This window comes from Brasilonema sennae CENA114 (assembly GCF_006968745.1).
In the GTDB taxonomy this organism is placed as follows: Bacteria; Cyanobacteriota; Cyanobacteriia; order Cyanobacteriales; family Nostocaceae; genus Brasilonema; species Brasilonema sennae.
Genome location: NZ_CP030118.1, coordinates 1,306,000 through 1,326,373, shown reverse-complemented (window position 1 = coordinate 1,326,373; position 20,374 = coordinate 1,306,000). Strand labels below are relative to the sequence as shown.

Genomic DNA, 20,374 nt, shown 5'->3' with positions numbered 1-20,374 from the left:
TTCACTCCAGTAAATTGCAATGCAATTTTTCAACTCCTTAGCCCAATAGATATATAGTAAGCACACCATTTACTCAATCTTAAGGGGTATGGAGGAATGAAAACATTCTTGTCTGTATATTTAGAGAATTTGGAATGAAAACATGACTCAGATCGCTCCATTGTATAGATTCTATACATTTCCTCAACTAGAACTGAAAGAACCTCGCTGGAATATTAAGTGGATACCAGATTCTAAGTTGCGCCAGAATATTAACAACATCAAACGGTCAAATCTTCAATTGACTGAAGAAGAAGATTTTGCATGGTATTTTTTATATTCGTACTTATACGAGTCAGAAAATGCAGAATCTGAAAATCATATAAAGGCTTTTTTAGCAAGCTTTAGTGTTGAGATTGTTAGATATTTTGAGAAAATACTGAAACGTGATAACCGAAATAATTCTGATATTTTAAGTATTCTTCAAGATATTTTGCAAACCGCTTGTAAATACGCCTTAAATCCAAAGATTTTCTTTCGAGGTTTTCAAAGGAGGGAGAGAAACGAGTATTCTTATTACGCACTCAAGAAATACATTAAAGAAAGAATGTATGGCTTAGTTAGAGATGAGTTAATCAAAGAAAGACAAGTGAGGCAAACAACCAATCGTACAGATTTGGGCTTAGCTAGTAAATCATCTCAAAAACGAGTTAAAGATGCTTTAGAAGCTCAAGGTATAACAAAAGAGCAAGTCGTAAAATATATTGGAATATGGAACACATTTCAGGAAGTAAGAAAAACAAATAAAAAGAAAAATAAAAGTGATATAAGTTCACTGACAGAGGAACAATTTGAGGAAATTGCAAGGCGCTACAGTCAGTTAAACTCTGTACAACTTGATGGAGAAGCAATTAGAAGAGATTTAGAACGTATTGGTAGAGCAGTTCGCGATTATCAAAATTTTAAAACTCATTCTTTTGATGTTCCCTCCAATCCAGAAGATAGTACGAGTCTACCTCTTGTTGAATACATTCCAGATACATCTTTGGGTGAAATTTGGGACAGATTCCCAAGGGAAGAAGATAAAGAAAAGCTGAGAACATTTCTAGAGAACCAAATACAAGAACTAGATATAAAGAGTCAGAGTCTTTTGTTACTTAGACATGGCTTCCAACTAGTACAAAAAGAAATTGCTGGAGAAATTAACAAGAATACAGCCACTGTTAACCGTCGCTATAACAATCTCCTGACTTTATTCATACAAAAAATAAGGGAGTGGAGAAATCAACATTGGAATATGAATGGAGAAGAGTCTGAGCAAGACTTGACTTCAGAGGAGTTGAAAGAAATTAAATCCAATCTAGTCACTTTTCTTGATGGCTACTATTATCATATAAGTTTTAATTTTTTTCAGCAATCTTTCAACAATCTGTCAGTAGAGAGCAAACGTATTTTGGACTCCTATTACCGCAGCTTTTTTAATAAAAGTTACAGTGAATACAATAAAACTAATTGTAATTCTAATGGAGTTCATTTAAATAATGTTCTTCTCTCTGAAGCTAGGAAATTATTACAAGCAGGAATAGCACAACAAATCCATCACCACTATTTATTGAATTTGAAATCAGATGGAGCGGCTTGGTTACAGCTTGAAAACATGGAGTTCATTAACCAATTTATGGCACACATAGAGAGAATAAACAGTAATTTGATAATACTTGAATAAATGGAGAACAATCATGAAACTGAATTTGCAAGAGCTAAGAAGACTTTATCCTGAACAAATTTGGCAGGAGTTTTCAGAAAAAGAGTTGAAACAGAGAGAATCAACTATCCGGCGTTATTCCAATCAAACTGCTCAAAATAATGCAGATTTAAACTTTTGGTGTCTCAATGCTTTTAGAACTTGGCTGAAGGAAAACCTTGGCGATTCGATAACAGTGTTACCCAGCGAAGCTGATTTACCAACTATTTGGGATGTTGTCAATGGTACAGCCATTACTATTGGTAAAACCCGACTTGTTCTAATTCCTGATGAAGCAACAGATACAGAGACATTGACAGTATCGCAAGAATGGGTTGATATTCCTGACTGGGTGGCAGACTATTACTTAGCGATACAAGTTAACATTGATGCAGGCTGGATGTGTGTTTGGGGATTTACTAGCCACCGTACTCTGAAGGATAAAGGCAACTACGATCCAATTTACCGCACATATTCTCTGGAACGAGATTATGTGATTACAGATTTAGATGTGCTATGGCTAGCACAAGAAATGGGTTTGGAGGAAAAAGCAAATGTAGAGCAATTGAAATTTTTATCTCATTCTACTGCAAAAGATTTGTTAGTGAGATTGAGTAAACCATCTCCTTATTCTCCTCGTCTTGATGTGAGTTTTCAAGAATGGGGTGCGCTGTTGGCTAGCAATAACTGGCGGAATCGTTTATATGAGATGCGACAAGAAAAAGCATCTGGTAAATTGAAGCAATTTATAGCAGAAAATTATGCATTAGTAAGTAACGGATGGCAAGATATTCAAGCTTTTTTCAGTCCAGAAAAAGTGCAAGTGCAATTAGATTACAGCTTAAGAAATACTACTGAAGTCAGTAATAGTAGTCTTCATTGGCAAGGTAAACTTATTTACCTAAAGAAAGAGATAACGGTATTACTGAAAGTTGCTTTTATAAAAGAAGCAGATGGCAGGGTTGGAGTATGTGTTCAAGTATATCCAGGGTCAGAAGAAACATACTTACCTGCAAATCTTAAGCTGGCTTTGCTGTCTAACTCAGAAGTACTAGAAAGTGTAACTTCTGGAAAATCTTCTCTTTATATTGAACTCCCCTACTTTAAATGTCAGTTGGGGACTCAGTTCTGTATTGAAATTGCGCTGCAAGACTCAAATCACGTAGAAAATTTTTATATTTATTAGGAGATAGATAATGGTTAAAATCTTAAAAATTAAATTGGGTAAAGGAGATTTAGAGAATGGATTTAATCATGTAATAATTGAGCTAGAAAGTAAATATGGAACGTTATCGCTAGTTTCCAGTTTAGCATCTGCTACAGATACAAAAGTAATAGAGTGTTATCAAGAATGGAAATCTTCACATCAAGAATTCTACAAATCATTAAGCCACCGCGCTGCAAATCAACAAATTGAATTTGAGCAACCAAACTCCAACGTGCAGCCGTCTAAGATAACCTTTCAATATCAAAAATTAAAAGATGCCATAAATGATTGGCTACATACTAGAGATTTTTGTGCAAAAGAAAAGCAGATCCGCACTGCATTAGGTCAAGAAGACAAAATTATGGTGATAATTTCAACAGAAGATGCCTTCGCATGGCGGTTACCGTGGCATTTATGGAGTTTTTTTGATGACTACAGAAATGCAGGTGTAGTATTAAGCACTTCTGAATTTAAAAAAGTTAATTCAAACAATAACGATTTTTCTCGTCCAAAAGTTCTGGCAATTGTTGATAATAGACAAAATAAGAATGATTTGGAATCTTGGACAAAAACAAAGAACATTAATTTGAATGTTTTATCAGGAGACGAACTTTCAAATCAGAATCTACTACAAAAGATTTCAGATGAATTGTACGAGCAATCGTATAATATTCTTTTCTTTGCTGGCCATAGTTCTAGTGATATAAACAATGGTAGTCCAAGCTTTTTCATAAAACCTAACGAACCCCTGAGCATTAAGCAGCTAGAAAATGCCTTGAGCGAAGCTATTAAGAAGGGGTTGCAATTAGCGATTTTTAACTCTTGCGATGGGTTAGGAATAGCACGAGATTTACTTACTTTCAATCTGCCAAAAGTAGTTGTTATGCGCGAGGATGTGCCTAATAAAGTTGCAGAGGAATTTCTCAAATATTTTTTGGAAGAGTTTATAAAGAAGAAAGGTACACCCGCCTTTTTAGCAGTACGAAGAGCAAGGGAAAGGCTGCAAGGATTGGAAGATCAATTTCCTAGTGCAAGTTTGTTACCAGTTATGTGTTCTAATCCAGCTACAAAGCCATTAGTTATTTATCGCAAATCAAAGTGGCTCTTCAGGTATGCAAAAAATTGGTTTGCTAAGCTTAAAACCTATTTTTTACAAGGTTTTCAGACTTTTCGCCATCCAAGTAACAGATAAAATCGCTTATAAAGCTTACCAATAGACAGTTCTAGGCAATCTGAGTGTAAATCAGCATAGTATGTACTGAATAACCATCAAAGTTACAATCCCAGTCAAGGCAACATTGCCCTCTCTGTCTGCTTCTCAAGTTGATCGTCCCTGTCTTGATATCAGATTAGAACCAGTATTAATCTTTGCAAATTTCTTAGCAACCACCCCAATTAATAATTAGAGATGTGGAGAAACCACTTATGAATAAAGAACACAACACATTTGAGAACAAAGACAAAGACTCGTCAGAAAAGTTGCCAAAGCAACCGTCAAAAGTGCCAGAAGTGGCGCAGCATATTCAGTCTCCAAAGAAACCACTTATAAATGAAGAACATGACACATTTGAGAACAAAGACAAAGACTTATCAGAAAAGTTGCCAAAGCAACCGTCAAAAGTGCCAGAAGTGCTGCAGCATATTCAGTCTCATCTATCTCAGGTGCCAGAATTAGTCAAAAACGTGACAAATACTATCTGGGAAGGACTAACATCTACAGAAAAGGTTGACCTTCAACAAAAACAGCAGGTTTATGACAATATTGCTCAGTTTTTGCAAGAAAGGCTTCAAGTAGACTTTCAAAAAGTAGAGTTTAAAACCTACTTGCAAACAACTTACATATTATGTAACGAATCCGATCCACAAGTGGTAGGGGAACAGCCACTAAGCGAGCTAGCTCAAAAACTGGCAACTAAAGTAAAAGATCTCATCCTCACTATCAAAGTGAATTACTTGAAACACCAAGAAGTTCCAACTTCTGACACAGCCGCAAACAGTGAGCACTTGCGTCAAACCGAAATTTTTTACATAGATCGCAATAACTCAAAACCCAACGTTTTTCGAGTTGATGAACAAGTGGAATGGGACAATTTGCCGGGTGATGTGCGAGAAAGCTTCATCAAGGAAGATTTACCTCGGATCAGCTTTAAACTTTATCCCCAAGAAGGAAGCTAACATTATGCCTATACCCATCTTTGCACAAGTTCTACTGGCAGTCCTGTTTGTAGGAACTGTAGCAACCGCACTCATCTTCTGGAACCAAATCCTTGACTGGGCAAATAAAACTTTGTTTCCCTGGATTAAGAAAAACTTACCTTGGTTAGCAAACGATGTCATAAATGCTTTCGTGGCGCTTGACAAAGTTCTCACACCAATGCGCATCAGAATCAAAGAAGCTTGGAAAAAGCTCCGCGAATATTTGCTGAAAATATTAGTTCAGTTTGAGCAGAACACACGAAATGATTGGGTAAAACGGATTACTTACTGGGCAATTCGTAATCTTGAGTCTAACGAACCAGAAGTAGCGCGGGTGGTTGAAGAACAGATAGTTGACTTTGATTCATTGCCACCTGATGTGCGCGAAGAATTTCTGAGACGGAGTAATATCAGTCAGGATGTAAATGTGACTCAGCTGCGCGATCGCGAACTCGAACTCGCTCCTATGACCAATTAACGTCACAACACACTCGTAATGTATTGGACACTCATCACAAAACTCGCAATTGTAGTAACAGTTGGATATTTAGCTTGGAATCATCAAGATCAAATTCGGGAAAGCGTTGCTGCATGGTTGCGTAAGCAAGGCTTACAGGATAGTGCTTTGATGAAAGCCTGGATTGTTTTTGACCGGTTGATTTCTAGAGTTCGCCGTTCCCTAATGGTGGAAACCAGACAAACTGGTACTCAAAAGATATCTGAGACAAGCCATTCTCTAGAATAAATTCGCAAAACTCACCCTGATGTTTATGACCAACTACAAAGGTTGGGCTATGTCAAAAAAGACATTATGCCTTTATTGCAATAGCAGGAAATAAATATGCCAGCAAATTGGAAAAGAATCGATAAACCTAACCAATCTCATCAATCTCAAGCTAATGTAACCGTTTCGTCGGATACTAGCTCTGAAACTTCTGAAATCCAGCGGATGGAAATATTTGTCCCAGAAACACCCAACCGCAGCCTAAATAACTTGATTGTATCAGCTAAGGTTAAAACCCAAATTGAAACAGCCTTAAACAGCATTCGTTTTCATGATGTGCTGTACCACGAGTGGAACTTAAAAAAGATTGACCCTCATGGACATCGAGTAGCAATTAATCTGTTTGGTCCACCGGGAACGGGAAAGACGTTTTGCGCTGAGGCGATCGCTCACCACTTAGGTAAACCAATCATCCGTGTAAACTATGCAGAGATTGAATCTAAGTACGTAGGAGAAACTCCAAAAAATATTAAAGCAGCTTTCAACAAAGCCCGTGAAACCGGAGCAATATTATTCTTTGACGAAGCTGATTCAATTCTTGGCAAGCGACTCACCAATGTTACCCAAAGTGCCGATCACGGAGTCAATGTTAGCCGTTCCGTTATGTTGTTGGAGTTAGATAACTTCAATGGAATCGTGATTTTTGCTACTAATTTACCAGGAAACTACGATGGGGCTTTTGTAAGACGAATTCAAGCACATATTGAGTTTGAACTTCCAAACGAAGATTGCCTTGTGCAATTGTGGAATTTACTACTACCTACAGAAGTTCCCCGTGCAGAATATATTACCATTCAATGGTTAGCGCAAGAATCTATAGGTTTAGCTGGTGGAGATATTCTCAATGTAGTCAAGTTAGCTGCAAGCCAAGCTGTTGTCCGGACTGGAGAAGAGCGAAGGATTTTACAATCAGATATTCAAAACGCCGTCACCCAAGTCAAGCTTGGCAAAGAAAAAGTTGGTACTGGATTCTCTTATCACAACCAATCTACTGCAACAGTAGTTAAAGAAGAGATAGTTTCACCTGAAGAATTACCTTCTGACGTTCGTGATAAATACGAGCAAGTCTTGGAACAGGATAATGTTTCCGATGCTATTGCTGTTGGAACTTAATCAGGAATGACTCTTATGTTGGGGTGGTGTTACAGATGTGTTGAAGATGATGTTTATATCTATCTTACAGCAAGTAATTAAACAACTGAATCGACACTTTAGAGACACCACTAACCCAACCTTTAAGTACTTTTTTTGTTAATTTGTCACTGGAAATAATTGCATGAGCTTGACACAAGACCACATGATCAAGGACTTTCAGTTACTCGCTGGTACGCTAAGTCCAGCAGAAGCGCTTGTAGAATTAGTAACTGAATATGGTGTCGTTTTGGATGAGCATTCAAAACCAGTAGCACTAGTTACAGCTGATGATTTAGAACAAGCAGCTAACCAAGGTATTAGCTCTCTACTCGATACTAAGATAGGGTTCCCTGCTACTATCATTGTCGGTTGTCAAGTTATGCAAGACCTCGTGAAGTGGGAAGGTTTTATTGACCGATATGAGAGAATTAGAGGAGTAATAATCATTGATGATAATGGAGTTTTTGGGATATTAGCTATTACAACTGTTCGCAACTATTTAAACACTTTAAAAAATCGTGATTATGAGTTGCGCGGTGACCGGTCAGGCGCTGCTGGTGACAGTGGATTACCAGGAAGACATCAGTCATCAAAGATGGTGCTTAAGTGTGGTGAGTGCGGTTTTGTTAATGAGTTGTCTTATATCGACTACAAAAAGCTGCCCAACTGTAAAAATCCTAATAAGCTCCACGAATTAAAACTAACTTAAGTTGGAGACAGCTATGTTAAATGATGTTCTTAAGGAAGTTCCCGGACTTCTTGGTCGCCGTTTCCTAATGAATGCCTTTTTTCCCAGTTTTCTTTTTTGGGGATTGATTATTGTAGTCGCGAGCGCGGGACAGGCAGATTTTGTTAACGTGTTGAAAGAATGGAATCAACTGGATATTACATTAAAAGCTTTGCAAATCGTTGGCTTTTTTAGTTGTGTTACAGTCTTCTCTATTATCTTATCTAACAATTTCAATACAATCCTGCGGTTTTATGAAGGCTACTGGAATTTTCCGCTTGGTCGTTTATTAGAAAATAACCGGAGAAGGTGGTATCAATCTCATTTGAGAAAACTAGATTTTGATAACCATAAGAAGGAGTTAGACGAAGAAATAGATAAAATTAAACAAGAGCTTAAAAAAAATACATCTCAACAACAAAAAAAACTCAGACTAGAGGAACAACTAAAAAAACTAGAGGAACAACTAAAAAAATTACAGCATCAGGATAATAGTGGAAAACTTTATGAAACTATTTACCTGTATTATCCCCTGCCAACACAACCAGAACAGGTCATGCCAACTCGCTTAGGCAATATTCTCAGAAACGCTGAACTATACTCTCGTGACCGCTATGATATAGATGCTGTTCTTATCTGGCCACGTTTATATAATTTGTTTCCAGGGCATTTTATTGAGACTATTGCTGAAGCAAAAAGCTCTTTAGATTTCATGCTCGTGGTTTCTGCCTTAAGCAGTATTTTTGCCTTATTCAGTGGTATTTATTTAGTAATTGTTAAGGCATCTGGATTGCTTTTTCTGACGTGTTTTTGGGGAGGATTATTCTTAGCGTGGTTAACTTATCAAAGCGCCTTAGGAAGTGCTTTACTTTATGCCCAACAGATTAAAGCAGGTTTTGACCTTTATCGTCATGAATTATTAAAACAAATGCGCTTAGAACTGCCTAATACACCATTAGAAGAGCCTGAACTATGGGAGAAAATTGGTCAGCTTCTTTATCACAATATAAGAGTAGAATTGCAATACAAAGATACTGATGCAGCTAAGACTCAAAACTCGCCATAATATCTATCGTTTCCTCATGCAGTTGCTGTTCAAACCATCCCTCAGCCAATGGATAACTATGCTGGCTTTGTTTGTTGGAATTCTTGGGGCTACCTACCTCGAAACTCAAACTAAAATTGAAATTCAAGTTCCCAACCGAGATTTACCCGCCTATTATCAGATAAAACCAGGCGATCTCAGCTCAAAAACTTACGCTCAAAAAGACATTCCTTCACAGATTTTAAAAAACTCCCAAGAACTTGTAAATCGTTATACCTTGACCAAAATTCCTAAGCAAAAGCCTTTAACTGAAAAGCTTGTTAGCTCTAAAATCGACCCAAATCGCCTTGTTGATACTGTTGTCGTTGGTATTCCTGCAACACCTGCCATGATATTAGGTGGTAACTTACAAGCAGGCGATACTGTAGAAATGACACTTGTACCCACTACAACTAAAGCAAAATCTTTACCATCTCCTGTGGTATTTCCTAACATCTTAGTGTTGGATGTAAACTCAGTGTCTCAAGCCAGTGCTTCATCGACATCTGTGGTCGTAGTTGCCTTGCCCTTAAAGCGTCAGCAAGAATTTGCTAGCAAAAGTCTTGGTGCAACCTTCTTGCTTACCCGCAAGCTTTAAAGATTTTAGTTAGTCGAATTCAAGTCAGTTTACCAATCACCCATCATCAAAGAATGATGCCGGACAACTTGCTGGCACAACAAAATGGGAGAGAAGGACACGTCGCACACGGAGTGTTTCCACAAAGATATTTTTATTCACGTAAAGAGTGGGTACTGGAAAATTCCCGACGACGTTGAACAAACAACACAACAACACCACTTGCAACCACAGCAAAAGCTGAGGGAATAAATGGTAACCATACCCCTTGTTTTAAAAGAGCCATCGCCCCTAAAGGCACTGCCCAAACCGCGATGGGTAAAGCCCCGCTAAGAGCGATCGCACAAACTCCACATAAAACAACAACTATCGCAAACATGCCCCATCCCTTATTTGACAGCGAACGAAAGCGCCAAACAATCAAACCAGACACACTCGACCATCCCCATATCCACAGAATATCACCCCAGAAAGGCAAAACCCCAAGAATTGGACGTTCGTCTAAAACGGCACTCAGAATTTGGCTGACCATTTGCGCTTGTATAAATACGCCTGGTATTTGCTCGTAAGGTTGCTGTGCAGCAGAGTAGGGAGTTGACCAAGTATCACTGATAGTGTTAGCTGTCACTCCAATGAGAACTAGCTTATCTTTGAGCAACTCAGGGTTAACTTTATCACTCAATACATCTTCCAAAGAAATTCTTTGATAATCTACATCACGGTAATTAACAAGTATTTGAATTCCGCCTAAACCAACTTTTTGTTGATAGCCACCACTGCGACCAGACTTTAAGCGTTTAAATACTTTAGAACCAAACTGTACATAATCTTCATTGAAATCAGGTTTAATATTTTCGTAAGATAAGTAACCAGCAGCCAATTGCAACGAGAGTGAGTGAGGCGTTGCACAGGAAGACGAAGGTTCTTGTCGCATCATCAAAATTTGGCGACGGACGATACCATCTGGATCTTGGATTGCATCAGTAAAACCCTGACGTTCTTCAGGTACTTCTCTTGGAGGTTTAACACCTTGGGGGTCATATTTGCTATCTCGACCTTTGCAGACAACAACAACATTTTCTTTGCTTAGTTCAGTAGCTAGTTGTATCGGCTTTAACTTATTTGGGGCTTGCCCTGAGAGTAGCCGAAGGGGGTCAGCAAAATCTCTATAAATATCTAGTCCAATGACTCGCGGTTGATACTTTTGTAATTTGTTGAGTAATTGAGCTAACGTACTATCAGAAATAGATTTCGGTCCTTGAATCGTTTCTGGTCGGGATTGAATATCTTTTTCAGTGATTTCAACAACGAGCAATCTTGGATCTAACTCTTCCTTTGGTCGCAGGAGTAGCATTTGGTCAAAGATTTGCAGTTCGAGTTTTTCAAAAAGCCCCAAGTATCTCAGACCTATTGTTGAAAGAGTCACAATAACAGTACTCAGCAGTACTATCCATAATTTGGTCTTTGGAGTCGAAATTCTGCTTTTGGTCTTTGGGGTCGAAATTCTGCTCTTTGTCGAAACTTCGCCGCGAGTCTCAATGTCACCCCAACCACCGCGCAGTTCTTGCCAAGTTATCGGAACAGTTGTAGGATTTTGGCAGATGACTGGTAACCAACTAGCACAAGGGAAGTCATTCTCCAATCCCTGAAGTCTCTCCCGCGCTTCTCGTACAGCTGGATAAAATGGCTTGCCACCTGCAAAGGCGACAATAAAGTTTTTCAAGAACTCCTGTGCGACTAAATCTGGCACCCCTTCTCGCATCACAATTATTTGGGGAATGTTCAAATCAGCTAAATCTCGCGCTAAACCAATTCCATCACAAGAGTTGAAAATTGCCAGTTTTAAACCGCGTGTAATTGCTGTTTTCAGTGCATTTTTTAACTGAGAAATTGTTAAACTCTCGCTTTGATTAATGTAAATTTCCCCTCTCTCCCCATCTGCAATACTAGCGCTATGTCCTGCAAAAAACAGAATATCCCAATTCTGATTCCACAGTTTTTCGTTAAGTTCTCTGCGTGTTGGTTCGACAAGAAACCTAGTTTGAGTATCTGTTAAACCTTGCAACAAATAGGAGTCTTGATCAATATCAATACCAAAACTGTTACCTAGAATTGCTAAAATCTTCACTTGACCTGTGGAAGATTTTCGTACTACCTGAGGAGAGGCATACTCATGATTGCTCAAAGCTAATTCAGCTTTAGGGTAATCCTCAAAAAAATTCCACAGATGCCAAGGTAACCGATGCACTAAAGCTATATTTGTTTCAATAATAACTCTAATTTCATCATCTCGACTGAGTAGAGTCCGTAACTGTCGCTCAATATTTTGGAAGGATTCAGATTTCAACCAAGCATTGATATGTGCTTGTAGCTGTTGACACACTTCATCGAAGTCATTCATAGAGATATTAGTAATATCTTGTGAATGCACTTTTATACGTTGATTGCTGCCCAAACGTTGATGGACAGCTTCATAGAGTAATTTCCATCTTCTGTAGACTTCGGAAAGTTCTGGTACTGCTGGCAGACTCCCTGTTATTTTAAACAATTGGTCATTATGCCAAAGTTGAGCCGTGACAACAGGAAATCCTTGATTTAAATTTCCTCCCAACAAGCTAAATACGACTAGCTTACTCATTTGTTGTTTGGTCGTTGTGAGTTGTTAGTTGTCATTTGTCTAGTAACCATTAGTCATTAACGTTTTGACTAATGACTAATACCAAGTTCGTTTGATTACTTACAATAAAAAGACCTCACTCGCTGAGCGCCAGAGGCGCACGCCAAGGGCGAACGCTCAAATTCAAAATTCAAAATTCAAAATTCAAAATTAAGAATTCTTTTTTTTGATAGCGCAGCGTGCCGCAGGCATACTTTGAATTTCCCGGAGGGGATCGGGGTGAGGTTCTTCGTTTTTTATAAGTGTTCATCCGAACATAATATAATGACTAAATAACGAAATTTTCTGTTATCTGGCAACTATCAAGAGCAACTTGGATGCTAAAACATTCTCCTACTTCTCCATCAAAGCGTTTCAATTGTATGTAATTATCTTGAACTCTTGCTTGCACTTCCTGAATGATTTCCCCTGACTCTAAAAGCAAAGCTAGCTTCATATTAACAGGTAAATAAGATTCTCCATTGGCAGGATGTAATTGCACGCGAATACTAACTTGTTGGCTAGACTCTGGTATCAAAGCAACTAAGAGCACCACTTTTTGAGACTCTATTTCGATTCCCAAGTCAATCAGCTTGGCTCGTTTGATACTACTAAGATCTAACCCAGTACTACTCCTAAAATTAAAAGCTAGACTACTGGAATTTGATGCGAAAAATGTCTCTATTGATTCCCAAGCATTATCATATATACCTTCCAGCCAACGACTGAGATTCACTTGCACTTGCGAAGATTGTGACTGCTGCCCTATCTCCTGCGGAGACGCTACGCGTTCGCCTTGGCGTGCGCTTGCGCTTACGACTGCGCTCAGGGTGAACCGTTGTTGGTACAAGCGCTGCCGCCAGTGTTCATCCTCTAGTAGCGAACCCCAGGTTGTAAATGGTACTCCTAGTCTAGAAAAAGTCACAGAGGAATTGCCTAAGCGTTGCACAAGATTTTCTGCTTGCTGGGTGGATAATTGTGGTAGAGAAGCTACAGCCGCTTTCATCTGTTCTTCTCTACAAAATTGATAGCTCAAAGAAAAAGCATTGAGGTCTTTTGTCAAATGCCTTGCATCTATACAATAAGTTCTATCGACTGAGTCATAGTGAGCCAGAGATTTCAGTTCTGTATGGGTTGTATAACCCCAAATTCGTACCCACTCGCCATCTGGTTTGACTTGTACTGCTAAATAGTAGTCTGCTGCCCAACTGGGAATGTCCACCCATTCCTGAGGAACTTCTAACTCGCTATCATCAATTGCCTCACTGGGAATCAACACGACTCGCCTCCGGTCTAACAAAATAGCTGTGCCATTGACAAATTCCCAAAAAGCTGGCGTACCAGGGAAACTGTGCCAAACACTCGCGCTGGGAAAATCTTCAGTTGAGATCCAATCCAAGAAGGCATGGAGACAAATTTGATTTATGTAAGCGCACCAGCGACTGCTAGACGTGGCATAAACCTGGCTTTGTTGCCAGGATTGTACTTGAATTGTTGGTGATATTTCTAACCACCATTCTCTCGGATCAGCAAATGCACAAGTCATTTTTACTACCTAATGAAAACTATGGGTTCATATTATACTCGCCATACTGATTTCTCAGCCATTCTTCCAAAGCAAGACTCATATCTTTTATTTGGTTAGAATCAACACAAATATTCAAAGCTTGGCTCCACTTAATAAGTCCTGCAAGCATTGATTCTCTACCTTTAACCAGTCTGCGAGACACCGTAGGCTGACTCATCTGCAACTGTTGCATAATCTGCTGCTGAGTGAGTCCCTGTTGATAGTAAAGCTTAAGTACTTCTTGGGATTGCCCATCCAGGCTCTGTAAAGCTTTTAACAATACAGCAAACATCTGAGATATTTGGTTTTGTCGATTTTGGACATCCTCTTGGGCTATCATATCAGCCATTGGTGAGTCAAAAGATGGATCTGGCAAATCAAACGTTACTGTCGTGTCATCATCTTGCTTAAAAGCATTTAGAGATTTCACTGCTGGAAACAGATAAGCACGCACGTAGAGAACTGTTTGGTTTAACCACTGTTCAATTGTCTGTGCATTACGTTGCTCAGTGAGTTGAGTAAGTTGGCTTTGGCGTTGCTGGTTGTAGAGGTTGGCAATCGCTTCCCAAAGCTGACGATTCGGTTCTGGTAACTTACTGGTACCTCCTGGTTGGTTTTGGACGTACAGTTGGTTGAAACAAGTCCAAGCTAGACGATATTGAGCAATTGCGCTTTGTGAGAATCCAGCTTCACTAAGAGCTTCACTAAGCAGCTTTTTGCTCACTTTGCGTAACAATGCCCAATTCGTGCAAAGATTAGCTTCTTTGCGTTGGCGCAAAACATCTTTCAGCCGACTGGGAATTGCCATAATGGCGTAGGTTTTTAAACTAGAGCATTTTTCTGAGTTGAAGTCTTTAAGAATTATTTCGACTTCTGCGATCGCCATTTGGAAGTAATCAGCTAGAGTGTATTGGCTAAGAGTAAATTTAGCAACTGCTTTTGAAGCCGTCCAATAACATGCTTCTTGTAAATAAGCCGACAAATGCATTCTGGCAAAATTGTTGGATTTAGAACGCCAGTGCTTATGCCAGTAAAGCGCCCAAAAGTTTTCTGATTTAAGTGCTTCTGAGGAAAGCTCCAAGTGATTTTGAATATTTTTATATAGTTTCTTATCAATGGACCATTTGCTGAATTTGTCTCCTTCCAACTGCGCGAATGTCGAGAACATATCCGTAATTTCTTGGCGAGTACGCATAAGTAATTAAACCAGTGAAGAGTGAACAGTGAGTCCAGTGCTTGATGAGGGTTTCCCGACAGAGGCATCTGGCGTAAGCGCAAAGCGCACGCTGCGCGTTCGCTCTTAGCGTGCGCTTGCGCTTACGCCCTCAGGCGTGCGCTTTGCGCATACCCGATAGCCGTAAGGCGTGGCGTTAGCCATAGGGTGAACAGTGAACAGTGAACAGGTACTGCGGGTACTTGATAACTGATAACTGTTAAAAATATAAATTGAGCAGGACTACAAATACCATGCTTTCTTGCTCTTGTTAGTATGCGAAGACTTCACACGCACTTGCGTTCGTTAAAATGAACTATGCTATCTGCAAGAAGAGAATTTACTGCAATGGTCACTCAGATATCATCTTACAACCAAAAGGATGTTATTTACCCGGAAAGCGACGGACAGCCAATGGCTGATAACACAAAGCAATTTGAGTTGATTGTACTCATTAAAAAAAACTTGGATTTGCTGTTTGACAATCACCGGAATGTGTTCGTTGCTGGGGACTTACTGTGGTATCCTATTGAGGGCAATAACCTCACTCGTAGAGCGCCTGATGTTATGGTTGTCTTTGGCAGACCAAAAGGAGATCGAGGTTCTTATTTACAGTGGCGAGAAGACAATATTCCCCCACAAGTCGTCTTTGAAATTCTTTCCCCCAGGAATAGCGCCAAAGAGATGATCACTAAATACAAGTTTTATGAGCGCTATGGTGTGGAAGAATACTACTTGTATAACCCAGACACAGGTGAGTTGACTGGTTGGCTACGCTCTGGTGATGAATTAGCAGAAATTGAGCAAATGATAGGTTGGGTGAGTCCTCGTCTAAGCATACGCTTTGAAATGTTAGAGGGCGAACTTCAGATTTATCGTCCTGATGAACAGCAGTTTCTAAGCTATGTGGAACTAGCGCATAAACAAAAACAAGCTGAAGCTAGAGCCGAAAAAGCTGAAGCAGAATTACAAGCACTCCGTGCTTTACTTCAAGAACGAGGAATTAATCCAAATTAAGTGTGAACGAATTTTATCTAGAAGTCAAACAAGATAGTGATAGCGTTCGCCTAGATCGCTACCTCTCCCAAGAATTACCAAACTTATCGCGATCGCGCATTCAGCAGCTCATAGAACAAAGTCACGTCCAACTAAATGATAATATTTGCACATCAAAGAAAATCGCTGTCAAAGTAGGCGATCGCATTTCCATTAAAATACCAGACGCCCAACCCTTAGAACTCCAACCAGAAGATATTCCTCTGGACATTCTTTACGAAGACGACTCTCTACTTATCATCAACAAAAGCGCTGGGTTAGTCGTCCATCCCGCACCAGGTCATCAAGACGGTACTTTAGTCAACGCGATCTTAGCTCACTGCCCTAATTTACCAGGAATTGGGGGAGTCCAACGTCCGGGAATTGTCCATCGATTGGATAAGGATACAACGGGGGCGATCGCAATAGCCAAAACAGAACACGCTCATCAACACCTACAAGCTCAACTCAAAGCAAAAACTGCACGGCGAGAATACCTCGGCATTATCTACGGCGTACCCAAAACAGAAAGCGGTACGATAAATTTGCCCATCGGTCGTCATCCAGTTGACCGCAAAAAAATGTCGGTTGTTCCAGTAGAACAAGGTGGAAGAACTGCAGTTACTCACTGGAAAGTGAAAGAGCGTTTTGGTAACTATACATTGATGCACTTTCAACTGGAAACCGGACGCACCCATCAAATTCGTGTCCACAGCACCCACATCGGTCATCCTATTGTTGGCGATCCTATTTATAGTTCCGGTCGTTCCGTTGGTGTGAATTTACCAGGTCAAGCACTTCACGCTTGGCGACTCACGTTAGAACATCCTGTCTCTGGAGAATGGATTGAAGTCACTGCATCTGTTCCAGAGGAGTTTACAACTCTGTTGGAAGTTCTCAGGCGACGAGTCTCTCATCCTTAAGACTAAGCATTCGCCCTCGCAATCGCGGCTGCAACCTCACGAAACTTGCGCGGATCGCCTTCTGGCAAGGGTTGTTCCTGACGCTTACGCGCATAAAGTTTTTCGAGAGTTGCTTGCCAGTCGATGTCCAAGGTGCTGACAGTTGCAGCAGTTTGCTTATCCAGTACCTCAACGGCATACTCCTGAATTTCTCTCTGCGCCAGCCAAATCCGAGCAATCACTGTCAGATTGTCTTCAGATTCCACCTGGCGGTCAAAATGTGTTATAATCTGCATCGCCCAGTCGGTATGAGAAATGGCAACGGCGATCGCCAATTTCTGCAACGCAGTCACCGCTGCATAACGCACCACCCATTGGTGGTCTTGGGACACTTGTAGTAGAGTCTCTAGCACCTGAGTTTGTGCGCTTTGAAGTTGCTCTGGTGGTAAATCTTCCCAGGCGATCGTACCTAGTCCCCTAGCAGCGCCCCGCCGGACACTGAAAGAAAAGTCATTTTTTGCCGCATCAAGCAACATCTCCAATCCTCGTGGATCGCCAATTCCGGCAAGGGCACGAATTGCCCAAGCCCTAGCACCATAGTTGTAGCCATCCAGCAGTTCTATTAGGGGCGTTACTGCTGGCTTGCCGATCTCAATCAGTCCCTCAACTGCTGCAACCGCCGCCCCTGGGTTGTTGTAGCCTAGCGCTGCAATCAGGGTTGGAATCGCCGCTTCCAGACGGGCGGCTGACAATTGCTCGACAGCTTCCAGTAGACGGGCAGAGGAGTCTGCTTCTTCAACGGCGCGGATTAGGGTTTGGGCAAGATTAGCAGTCATAAACTTAATTTTTAATATAGGGATGGCTAGACGTTGAATTTTTTATATAGTCTGAGTTGTTTGTATTGTTTCAATTTTAGACTAGTAGCTCGTCAATAATGAATGAACTAATAAATGAGGCTTGTGCTACTGTCAAGTGTGTCCGAGCAAAAGAATTATGACTCCTGTAGTAAAAGAATTCCTAAGTAGCTTTGATCGTTTGCCGGACTCAGAAGAGCTAGAGATTGCATTGGAAATTTTGAAGCGGGTCATTCATGTAGATTTTCCGCCTTTATCGGATGAAGATTTAGTCTTAAATGCTGAAGCAATTTTTCTAGAGTTAGATAAGCAAGAAGCTGCCCATAAAGATTCCTGATCGTGGAGAGGTCTGGCTCGTCGATCTAGGCTATGCAGCAAAAGTTATATCATGTCCGGTGAAAGACTTATCATTAAGACGGCTCTTAGCAGGGGGCTCTTAGCAGGGAGAAAGAGGATTTCCCGGTTTTTGCACAGATTTTGTAATCACAACTAATTAGCCGGACATGATATTAGACCATGTTTGGTCATTAGTATTCCAGCTTTGGAACAAGATCGTGCCTTGGTAACCTTAGTTCCTCACACAACTAGCCCACGTGGTTCGAGATTTGAAGTAGAGGTCAAAGTCAACTTCCTTCGAGCAGGAGTGTTTGATGTGCAGAACATTATTACAATTCCTCATGCAAAGCTACTGCGAAAGTTAGGAAGCTTGACGCCAAAGCAAACTGAGGACGAGGATTAATCTGTGTGTCGGTTGCTGCGGCATTATACTACAGTAACCCATCCATTAACGTCATCACCCGAACAGCACCCTCAGATAATTCATTGGAAGGTGACATATAAATCTGGTGTTCCAGTAGTCCTTTGAGTGCAATCAGTTTTATACTATTTTCAGCCAAAGTTTGAGCGATCGCCTCTGCTGCTGGCAAGTAGCCAATGGCACCCAAGTCTGCAAGTGCAGAGCGACGCAGTTGCAAATCCTTACCTGCCAAGGCTTGCACCAGGCGTTCTCCATAGATCACATCTTGAGTTAACTGGTACATGGCTCGTGCTGCAGCATACTGAATCCGCTCGATTGGATGATCCAAGAACAGCGAAATCAGCGGAACAGCGACGGTTGCTCCTAGGGTTCCTAAGGCTTCTAAAATGGCATCATAAGGTTGAGAGAAGTCTGGCTGGTTTGGAACGAGGTGATTTCCTTGCAAGCCTGCTTTGAGTAGGGAAATCAAATTGGGGATACAAACTGGATCGCCTAGCATCTCTAGGGATTGAGCTGCAGCTTCCCGGACGTAAAAATCAGAGCAGTCCAAAGACTGAATCAGGGGTAGTACTGCTTGGCGATCGCCCAACTTTCCCAATGCCCTAGCAGCGTTCCGCCGTAACGGGTATCCACCTTCTTCTGTGCGATCAGCTTCGTCTTCTAATGCTTGGATGAGGAGTGAAACTGCTACAGGTTCCCGTACCCGAAATCTGCCCAGCCACCAAGCCGCATACATGCGCAACCCCAAGTCTTCTCCTTGGAGGTTGGCGATCGCCTGCCCGATTGTTAAAGATTCACTGCTACTCGATTCATCCGGTGCAAACACGTCTAAACTCATAATATGACCATTCGCCACATTCTATAATACAAATCTTGTAAATCTGTAAAAATACTCAAAATACTATTAAATAATAATGCATATGGCGAGAAAGTGGGAGGAGGCGAGCGTCGCTCGTCAGGATAATGCCTTTTGCTTTAGCTTGCGCTATCAACCGTAGTAAATTAGGAGTGAGTTTATCTCTCACTATTGAATCAGTTAAATAGAACCTTTACCCAATAATTGGGCAGATATTCAGCCTGATGCTGTATATCATACAACTAATGATTTACTAGTTTCTTTTAGTCAAGAACAAATTAAACTGGGAATAAAATCTGACCAAAAAAGTAAACAGCTAAAAGCTATTGAAAAAGGGCAAGTGCCCCACGCGGTAGTATTGGTCTTGTTCCCTCTCAAGAAGAAGGTTACGATTTGAAATCAAAAGTATTGGGAAAAGTGGCGACCGTCGGTTTTATGCCAAATTTAGAGATGGAGTCTTGCACTTTCCTGGTTTAGCAACAGAACATTAATCCAAAATCAGATATGAGTAACCTTGAATTAAAAAATCACCAAGTTTGGCATGATTTTACTGAAATCCTACAAAACATAGATGCCAATACACTTGTTAAAGAACATCTCTGTTTATGTGATTATAAAGTATCCGGTTATTGGGATGAACAAGATAAATATTATGAATAAATTCCCCTACCACGCACCCTCGAAGCTGAATTAACTCGTAGTTCCATTGGCGTAACACAGAAGAAACGCTTTCTCCAATTGAAGTTTATCCTCACAGATTATAGAAATGATGTTGAAGGTAATTTAAGTCATCATAACAGACTGCGTATTGGCGAGTTGGAACTTGTTTATGATGAAAATCTAGAATTTATAGATGAAAATTGGCAATTAGATATTGATTCTCCTTTTCTGGACATTCAACACGCTTTATAAGAATAGTAGTCCACTACTTTATAGGTACTTCTTTGCTGGAAAGAAATAAATTATGAAAGTTTGCAAAATTTAAGTTTCAATCCCTAATAGGGAGAAAGATAAATTTCGACGGTTTACACTCCAGCGGGAAGCATCGATTTGCTGTTTCAATCCCTAATAGGGAGAAAGATAAATTTCGACCAGGCGATTC

The 20,374-nt window shown here is 40.4% G+C and carries 19 protein-coding genes, 1 pseudogene and 1 CRISPR repeat array (1 of these 21 cut by a window edge); of the genes and pseudogenes, 15 read left to right on the top strand and 5 right to left on the bottom strand.

Annotation, left to right across the window (positions count from 1 at the left end; all coding sequences use genetic code 11):
- Positions 1 to 142 precede the first annotated feature (142 nt).
- From DP114_RS05635 to DP114_RS05590, 10 genes are all read left to right on the top strand, one after another.
- Entirely contained in the window at positions 143 to 1,705 is a 1,563-nt protein-coding gene (locus tag DP114_RS05635) for a hypothetical protein (protein ID WP_169267695.1), read from the top strand.
- A 13-nt stretch (positions 1,706 to 1,718) separates the two neighbouring features.
- Positions 1,719 to 2,909, top strand: a complete 1,191-nt coding sequence (locus tag DP114_RS05630; protein WP_171975663.1) for a DUF1822 family protein — start codon at positions 1,719 to 1,721, stop codon at positions 2,907 to 2,909.
- 10 nt (positions 2,910 to 2,919) lie between these two features.
- Complete coding sequence (locus DP114_RS05625; RefSeq protein ID WP_169267697.1) at positions 2,920 to 4,122, top strand: CHAT domain-containing protein; 1,203 nt, start codon at positions 2,920 to 2,922, stop codon at positions 4,120 to 4,122.
- A gap of 233 nt (positions 4,123 to 4,355) precedes the next feature.
- Positions 4,356 to 5,105 (top strand): hypothetical protein, encoded by a 750-nt coding sequence (locus DP114_RS05620; protein ID WP_169267698.1) that lies wholly within the window; start codon positions 4,356 to 4,358, stop codon positions 5,103 to 5,105.
- A gap of 4 nt (positions 5,106 to 5,109) precedes the next feature.
- Positions 5,110 to 5,604, top strand: a complete 495-nt coding sequence (locus tag DP114_RS05615; protein ID WP_169267699.1) for a hypothetical protein — start codon at positions 5,110 to 5,112, stop codon at positions 5,602 to 5,604.
- Between the two features lie 18 nt (positions 5,605 to 5,622).
- A complete protein-coding gene (locus DP114_RS05610) occupies positions 5,623 to 5,871 on the top strand; it encodes a hypothetical protein (RefSeq protein WP_169267700.1) in 249 nt (82 codons plus the stop codon).
- A 96-nt stretch (positions 5,872 to 5,967) separates the two neighbouring features.
- Positions 5,968 to 7,023, top strand: a complete 1,056-nt coding sequence (locus DP114_RS05605) for an ATP-binding protein (protein ID WP_169267701.1) — start codon at positions 5,968 to 5,970, stop codon at positions 7,021 to 7,023.
- Between the two features lie 163 nt (positions 7,024 to 7,186).
- Positions 7,187 to 7,753 (top strand): hypothetical protein, encoded by a 567-nt coding sequence (locus DP114_RS05600; RefSeq protein ID WP_171975662.1) that lies wholly within the window; start codon positions 7,187 to 7,189, stop codon positions 7,751 to 7,753.
- A 13-nt stretch (positions 7,754 to 7,766) separates the two neighbouring features.
- Entirely contained in the window at positions 7,767 to 8,837 is a 1,071-nt protein-coding gene (locus tag DP114_RS05595) for a helix-turn-helix domain-containing protein (RefSeq protein ID WP_169267703.1), read from the top strand.
- The gene (locus DP114_RS05590) at positions 8,809 to 9,453 is read left to right on the top strand and encodes an SAF domain-containing protein (protein ID WP_171975661.1); all 645 of its coding nucleotides are present in this window, start codon (positions 8,809 to 8,811) and stop codon (positions 9,451 to 9,453) included. Before DP114_RS05595 ends, DP114_RS05590 begins: the two co-directional genes overlap by 29 nt.
- 133 nt (positions 9,454 to 9,586) lie before the next feature.
- On the opposite strand, the gene DP114_RS05585 is transcribed toward DP114_RS05590, so the two are convergent.
- The 3 genes from DP114_RS05585 to DP114_RS05575 all read right to left on the bottom strand — a co-directional run bounded on the left by DP114_RS05585 (position 9,587) and on the right by DP114_RS05575 (position 14,850).
- Positions 9,587 to 12,070 carry a CHASE2 domain-containing protein gene (locus tag DP114_RS05585; RefSeq protein WP_171975660.1) on the bottom strand — a complete coding sequence of 828 codons (2,484 nt, stop codon included), beginning with the start codon at positions 12,068 to 12,070 and terminating at the stop codon, positions 9,587 to 9,589.
- A 307-nt stretch (positions 12,071 to 12,377) separates the two neighbouring features.
- Complete coding sequence (locus DP114_RS05580) at positions 12,378 to 13,634, bottom strand: DUF1822 family protein (RefSeq protein WP_171975659.1); 1,257 nt, start codon at positions 13,632 to 13,634, stop codon at positions 12,378 to 12,380.
- 19 nt (positions 13,635 to 13,653) lie between these two features.
- A complete protein-coding gene (locus tag DP114_RS05575; RefSeq protein ID WP_171975658.1) occupies positions 13,654 to 14,850 on the bottom strand; it encodes a sigma-70 family RNA polymerase sigma factor in 1,197 nt (398 codons plus the stop codon).
- 366 nt (positions 14,851 to 15,216) lie between these two features.
- Here DP114_RS05575 and DP114_RS05570 point away from each other — a divergent pair, with 366 nt between their 5' ends.
- Positions 15,217 to 15,885: a Uma2 family endonuclease gene (locus DP114_RS05570; RefSeq protein WP_169266881.1), complete on the top strand. Its 669-nt coding sequence runs from the start codon at positions 15,217 to 15,219 to the stop codon at positions 15,883 to 15,885.
- 2 nt (positions 15,886 to 15,887) lie between these two features.
- Positions 15,888 to 16,826, top strand: coding sequence for an RluA family pseudouridine synthase (locus tag DP114_RS05565; RefSeq protein ID WP_171975657.1), 939 nt, complete (start codon positions 15,888 to 15,890; stop codon positions 16,824 to 16,826).
- A 2-nt stretch (positions 16,827 to 16,828) separates the two neighbouring features.
- Here DP114_RS05565 and DP114_RS05560 read toward each other — a convergent pair whose 3' ends face one another.
- Positions 16,829 to 17,641, bottom strand: a complete 813-nt coding sequence (locus DP114_RS05560; RefSeq protein WP_171975656.1) for a HEAT repeat domain-containing protein — start codon at positions 17,639 to 17,641, stop codon at positions 16,829 to 16,831.
- Positions 17,642 to 17,798: 157 nt separating this feature from the next.
- On the opposite strand from DP114_RS05560, the gene DP114_RS05555 reads away from it, so the two are divergent.
- Together DP114_RS05555 and DP114_RS05550 are read left to right on the top strand one after the other, a co-directional pair.
- The gene (locus DP114_RS05555; protein WP_169266878.1) at positions 17,799 to 17,996 is read left to right on the top strand and encodes a hypothetical protein; all 198 of its coding nucleotides are present in this window, start codon (positions 17,799 to 17,801) and stop codon (positions 17,994 to 17,996) included.
- A 171-nt stretch (positions 17,997 to 18,167) separates the two neighbouring features.
- Positions 18,168 to 18,398, top strand: a complete 231-nt coding sequence (locus DP114_RS05550; protein WP_169266883.1) for a type II toxin-antitoxin system PemK/MazF family toxin — start codon at positions 18,168 to 18,170, stop codon at positions 18,396 to 18,398.
- 28 nt (positions 18,399 to 18,426) lie between these two features.
- On the opposite strand, the gene DP114_RS05545 is transcribed toward DP114_RS05550, so the two are convergent.
- Positions 18,427 to 19,254 carry a HEAT repeat domain-containing protein gene (locus DP114_RS05545; protein WP_171975655.1) on the bottom strand — a complete coding sequence of 276 codons (828 nt, stop codon included), beginning with the start codon at positions 19,252 to 19,254 and terminating at the stop codon, positions 18,427 to 18,429.
- A 522-nt stretch (positions 19,255 to 19,776) separates the two neighbouring features.
- On the opposite strand from DP114_RS05545, the pseudogene DP114_RS36215 reads away from it, so the two are divergent.
- A pseudogene (locus DP114_RS36215) lies at positions 19,777 to 20,184 on the top strand (hypothetical protein).
- Between the two features lie 73 nt (positions 20,185 to 20,257).
- Positions 20,258 to 20,374: direct repeats of the CRISPR family, unit length 37 nt; unit sequence GTTTCAATCCCTAATAGGGAGAAAGATAAATTTCGAC (it continues 793 nt past the right edge of the window).

Coding starts and splice junctions, on each gene's coding strand:
- DP114_RS05590 (WP_171975661.1), top strand. CDS start 8,809: ATGCAGCTAAGACTCAAAACTCGCCATAATATCTATCGTTTCCTCATG.
- DP114_RS05615 (WP_169267699.1), top strand. CDS start 5,110: ATGCCTATACCCATCTTTGCACAAGTTCTACTGGCAGTCCTGTTTGTA.
- DP114_RS05610 (WP_169267700.1), top strand. CDS start 5,623: ATGTATTGGACACTCATCACAAAACTCGCAATTGTAGTAACAGTTGGA.
- DP114_RS05570 (WP_169266881.1), top strand. CDS start 15,217: ATGGTCACTCAGATATCATCTTACAACCAAAAGGATGTTATTTACCCG.
- DP114_RS05635 (WP_169267695.1), top strand. CDS start 143: ATGACTCAGATCGCTCCATTGTATAGATTCTATACATTTCCTCAACTA.
- DP114_RS05560 (WP_171975656.1), bottom strand. CDS start 17,641: ATGACTGCTAATCTTGCCCAAACCCTAATCCGCGCCGTTGAAGAAGCA.
- DP114_RS05595 (WP_169267703.1), top strand. CDS start 7,767: ATGTTAAATGATGTTCTTAAGGAAGTTCCCGGACTTCTTGGTCGCCGT.
- DP114_RS05555 (WP_169266878.1), top strand. CDS start 17,799: ATGACTCCTGTAGTAAAAGAATTCCTAAGTAGCTTTGATCGTTTGCCG.
- DP114_RS05580 (WP_171975659.1), bottom strand. CDS start 13,634: ATGACTTGTGCATTTGCTGATCCGAGAGAATGGTGGTTAGAAATATCA.
- DP114_RS05625 (WP_169267697.1), top strand. CDS start 2,920: ATGGTTAAAATCTTAAAAATTAAATTGGGTAAAGGAGATTTAGAGAAT.
- DP114_RS05575 (WP_171975658.1), bottom strand. CDS start 14,850: ATGCGTACTCGCCAAGAAATTACGGATATGTTCTCGACATTCGCGCAG.
- DP114_RS05600 (WP_171975662.1), top strand. CDS start 7,187: ATGAGCTTGACACAAGACCACATGATCAAGGACTTTCAGTTACTCGCT.
- DP114_RS05605 (WP_169267701.1), top strand. CDS start 5,968: ATGCCAGCAAATTGGAAAAGAATCGATAAACCTAACCAATCTCATCAA.
- DP114_RS05545 (WP_171975655.1), bottom strand. CDS start 19,254: ATGAGTTTAGACGTGTTTGCACCGGATGAATCGAGTAGCAGTGAATCT.
- DP114_RS05585 (WP_171975660.1), bottom strand. CDS start 12,070: ATGAGTAAGCTAGTCGTATTTAGCTTGTTGGGAGGAAATTTAAATCAA.
- DP114_RS05630 (WP_171975663.1), top strand. CDS start 1,719: ATGAAACTGAATTTGCAAGAGCTAAGAAGACTTTATCCTGAACAAATT.
- DP114_RS05620 (WP_169267698.1), top strand. CDS start 4,356: ATGAATAAAGAACACAACACATTTGAGAACAAAGACAAAGACTCGTCA.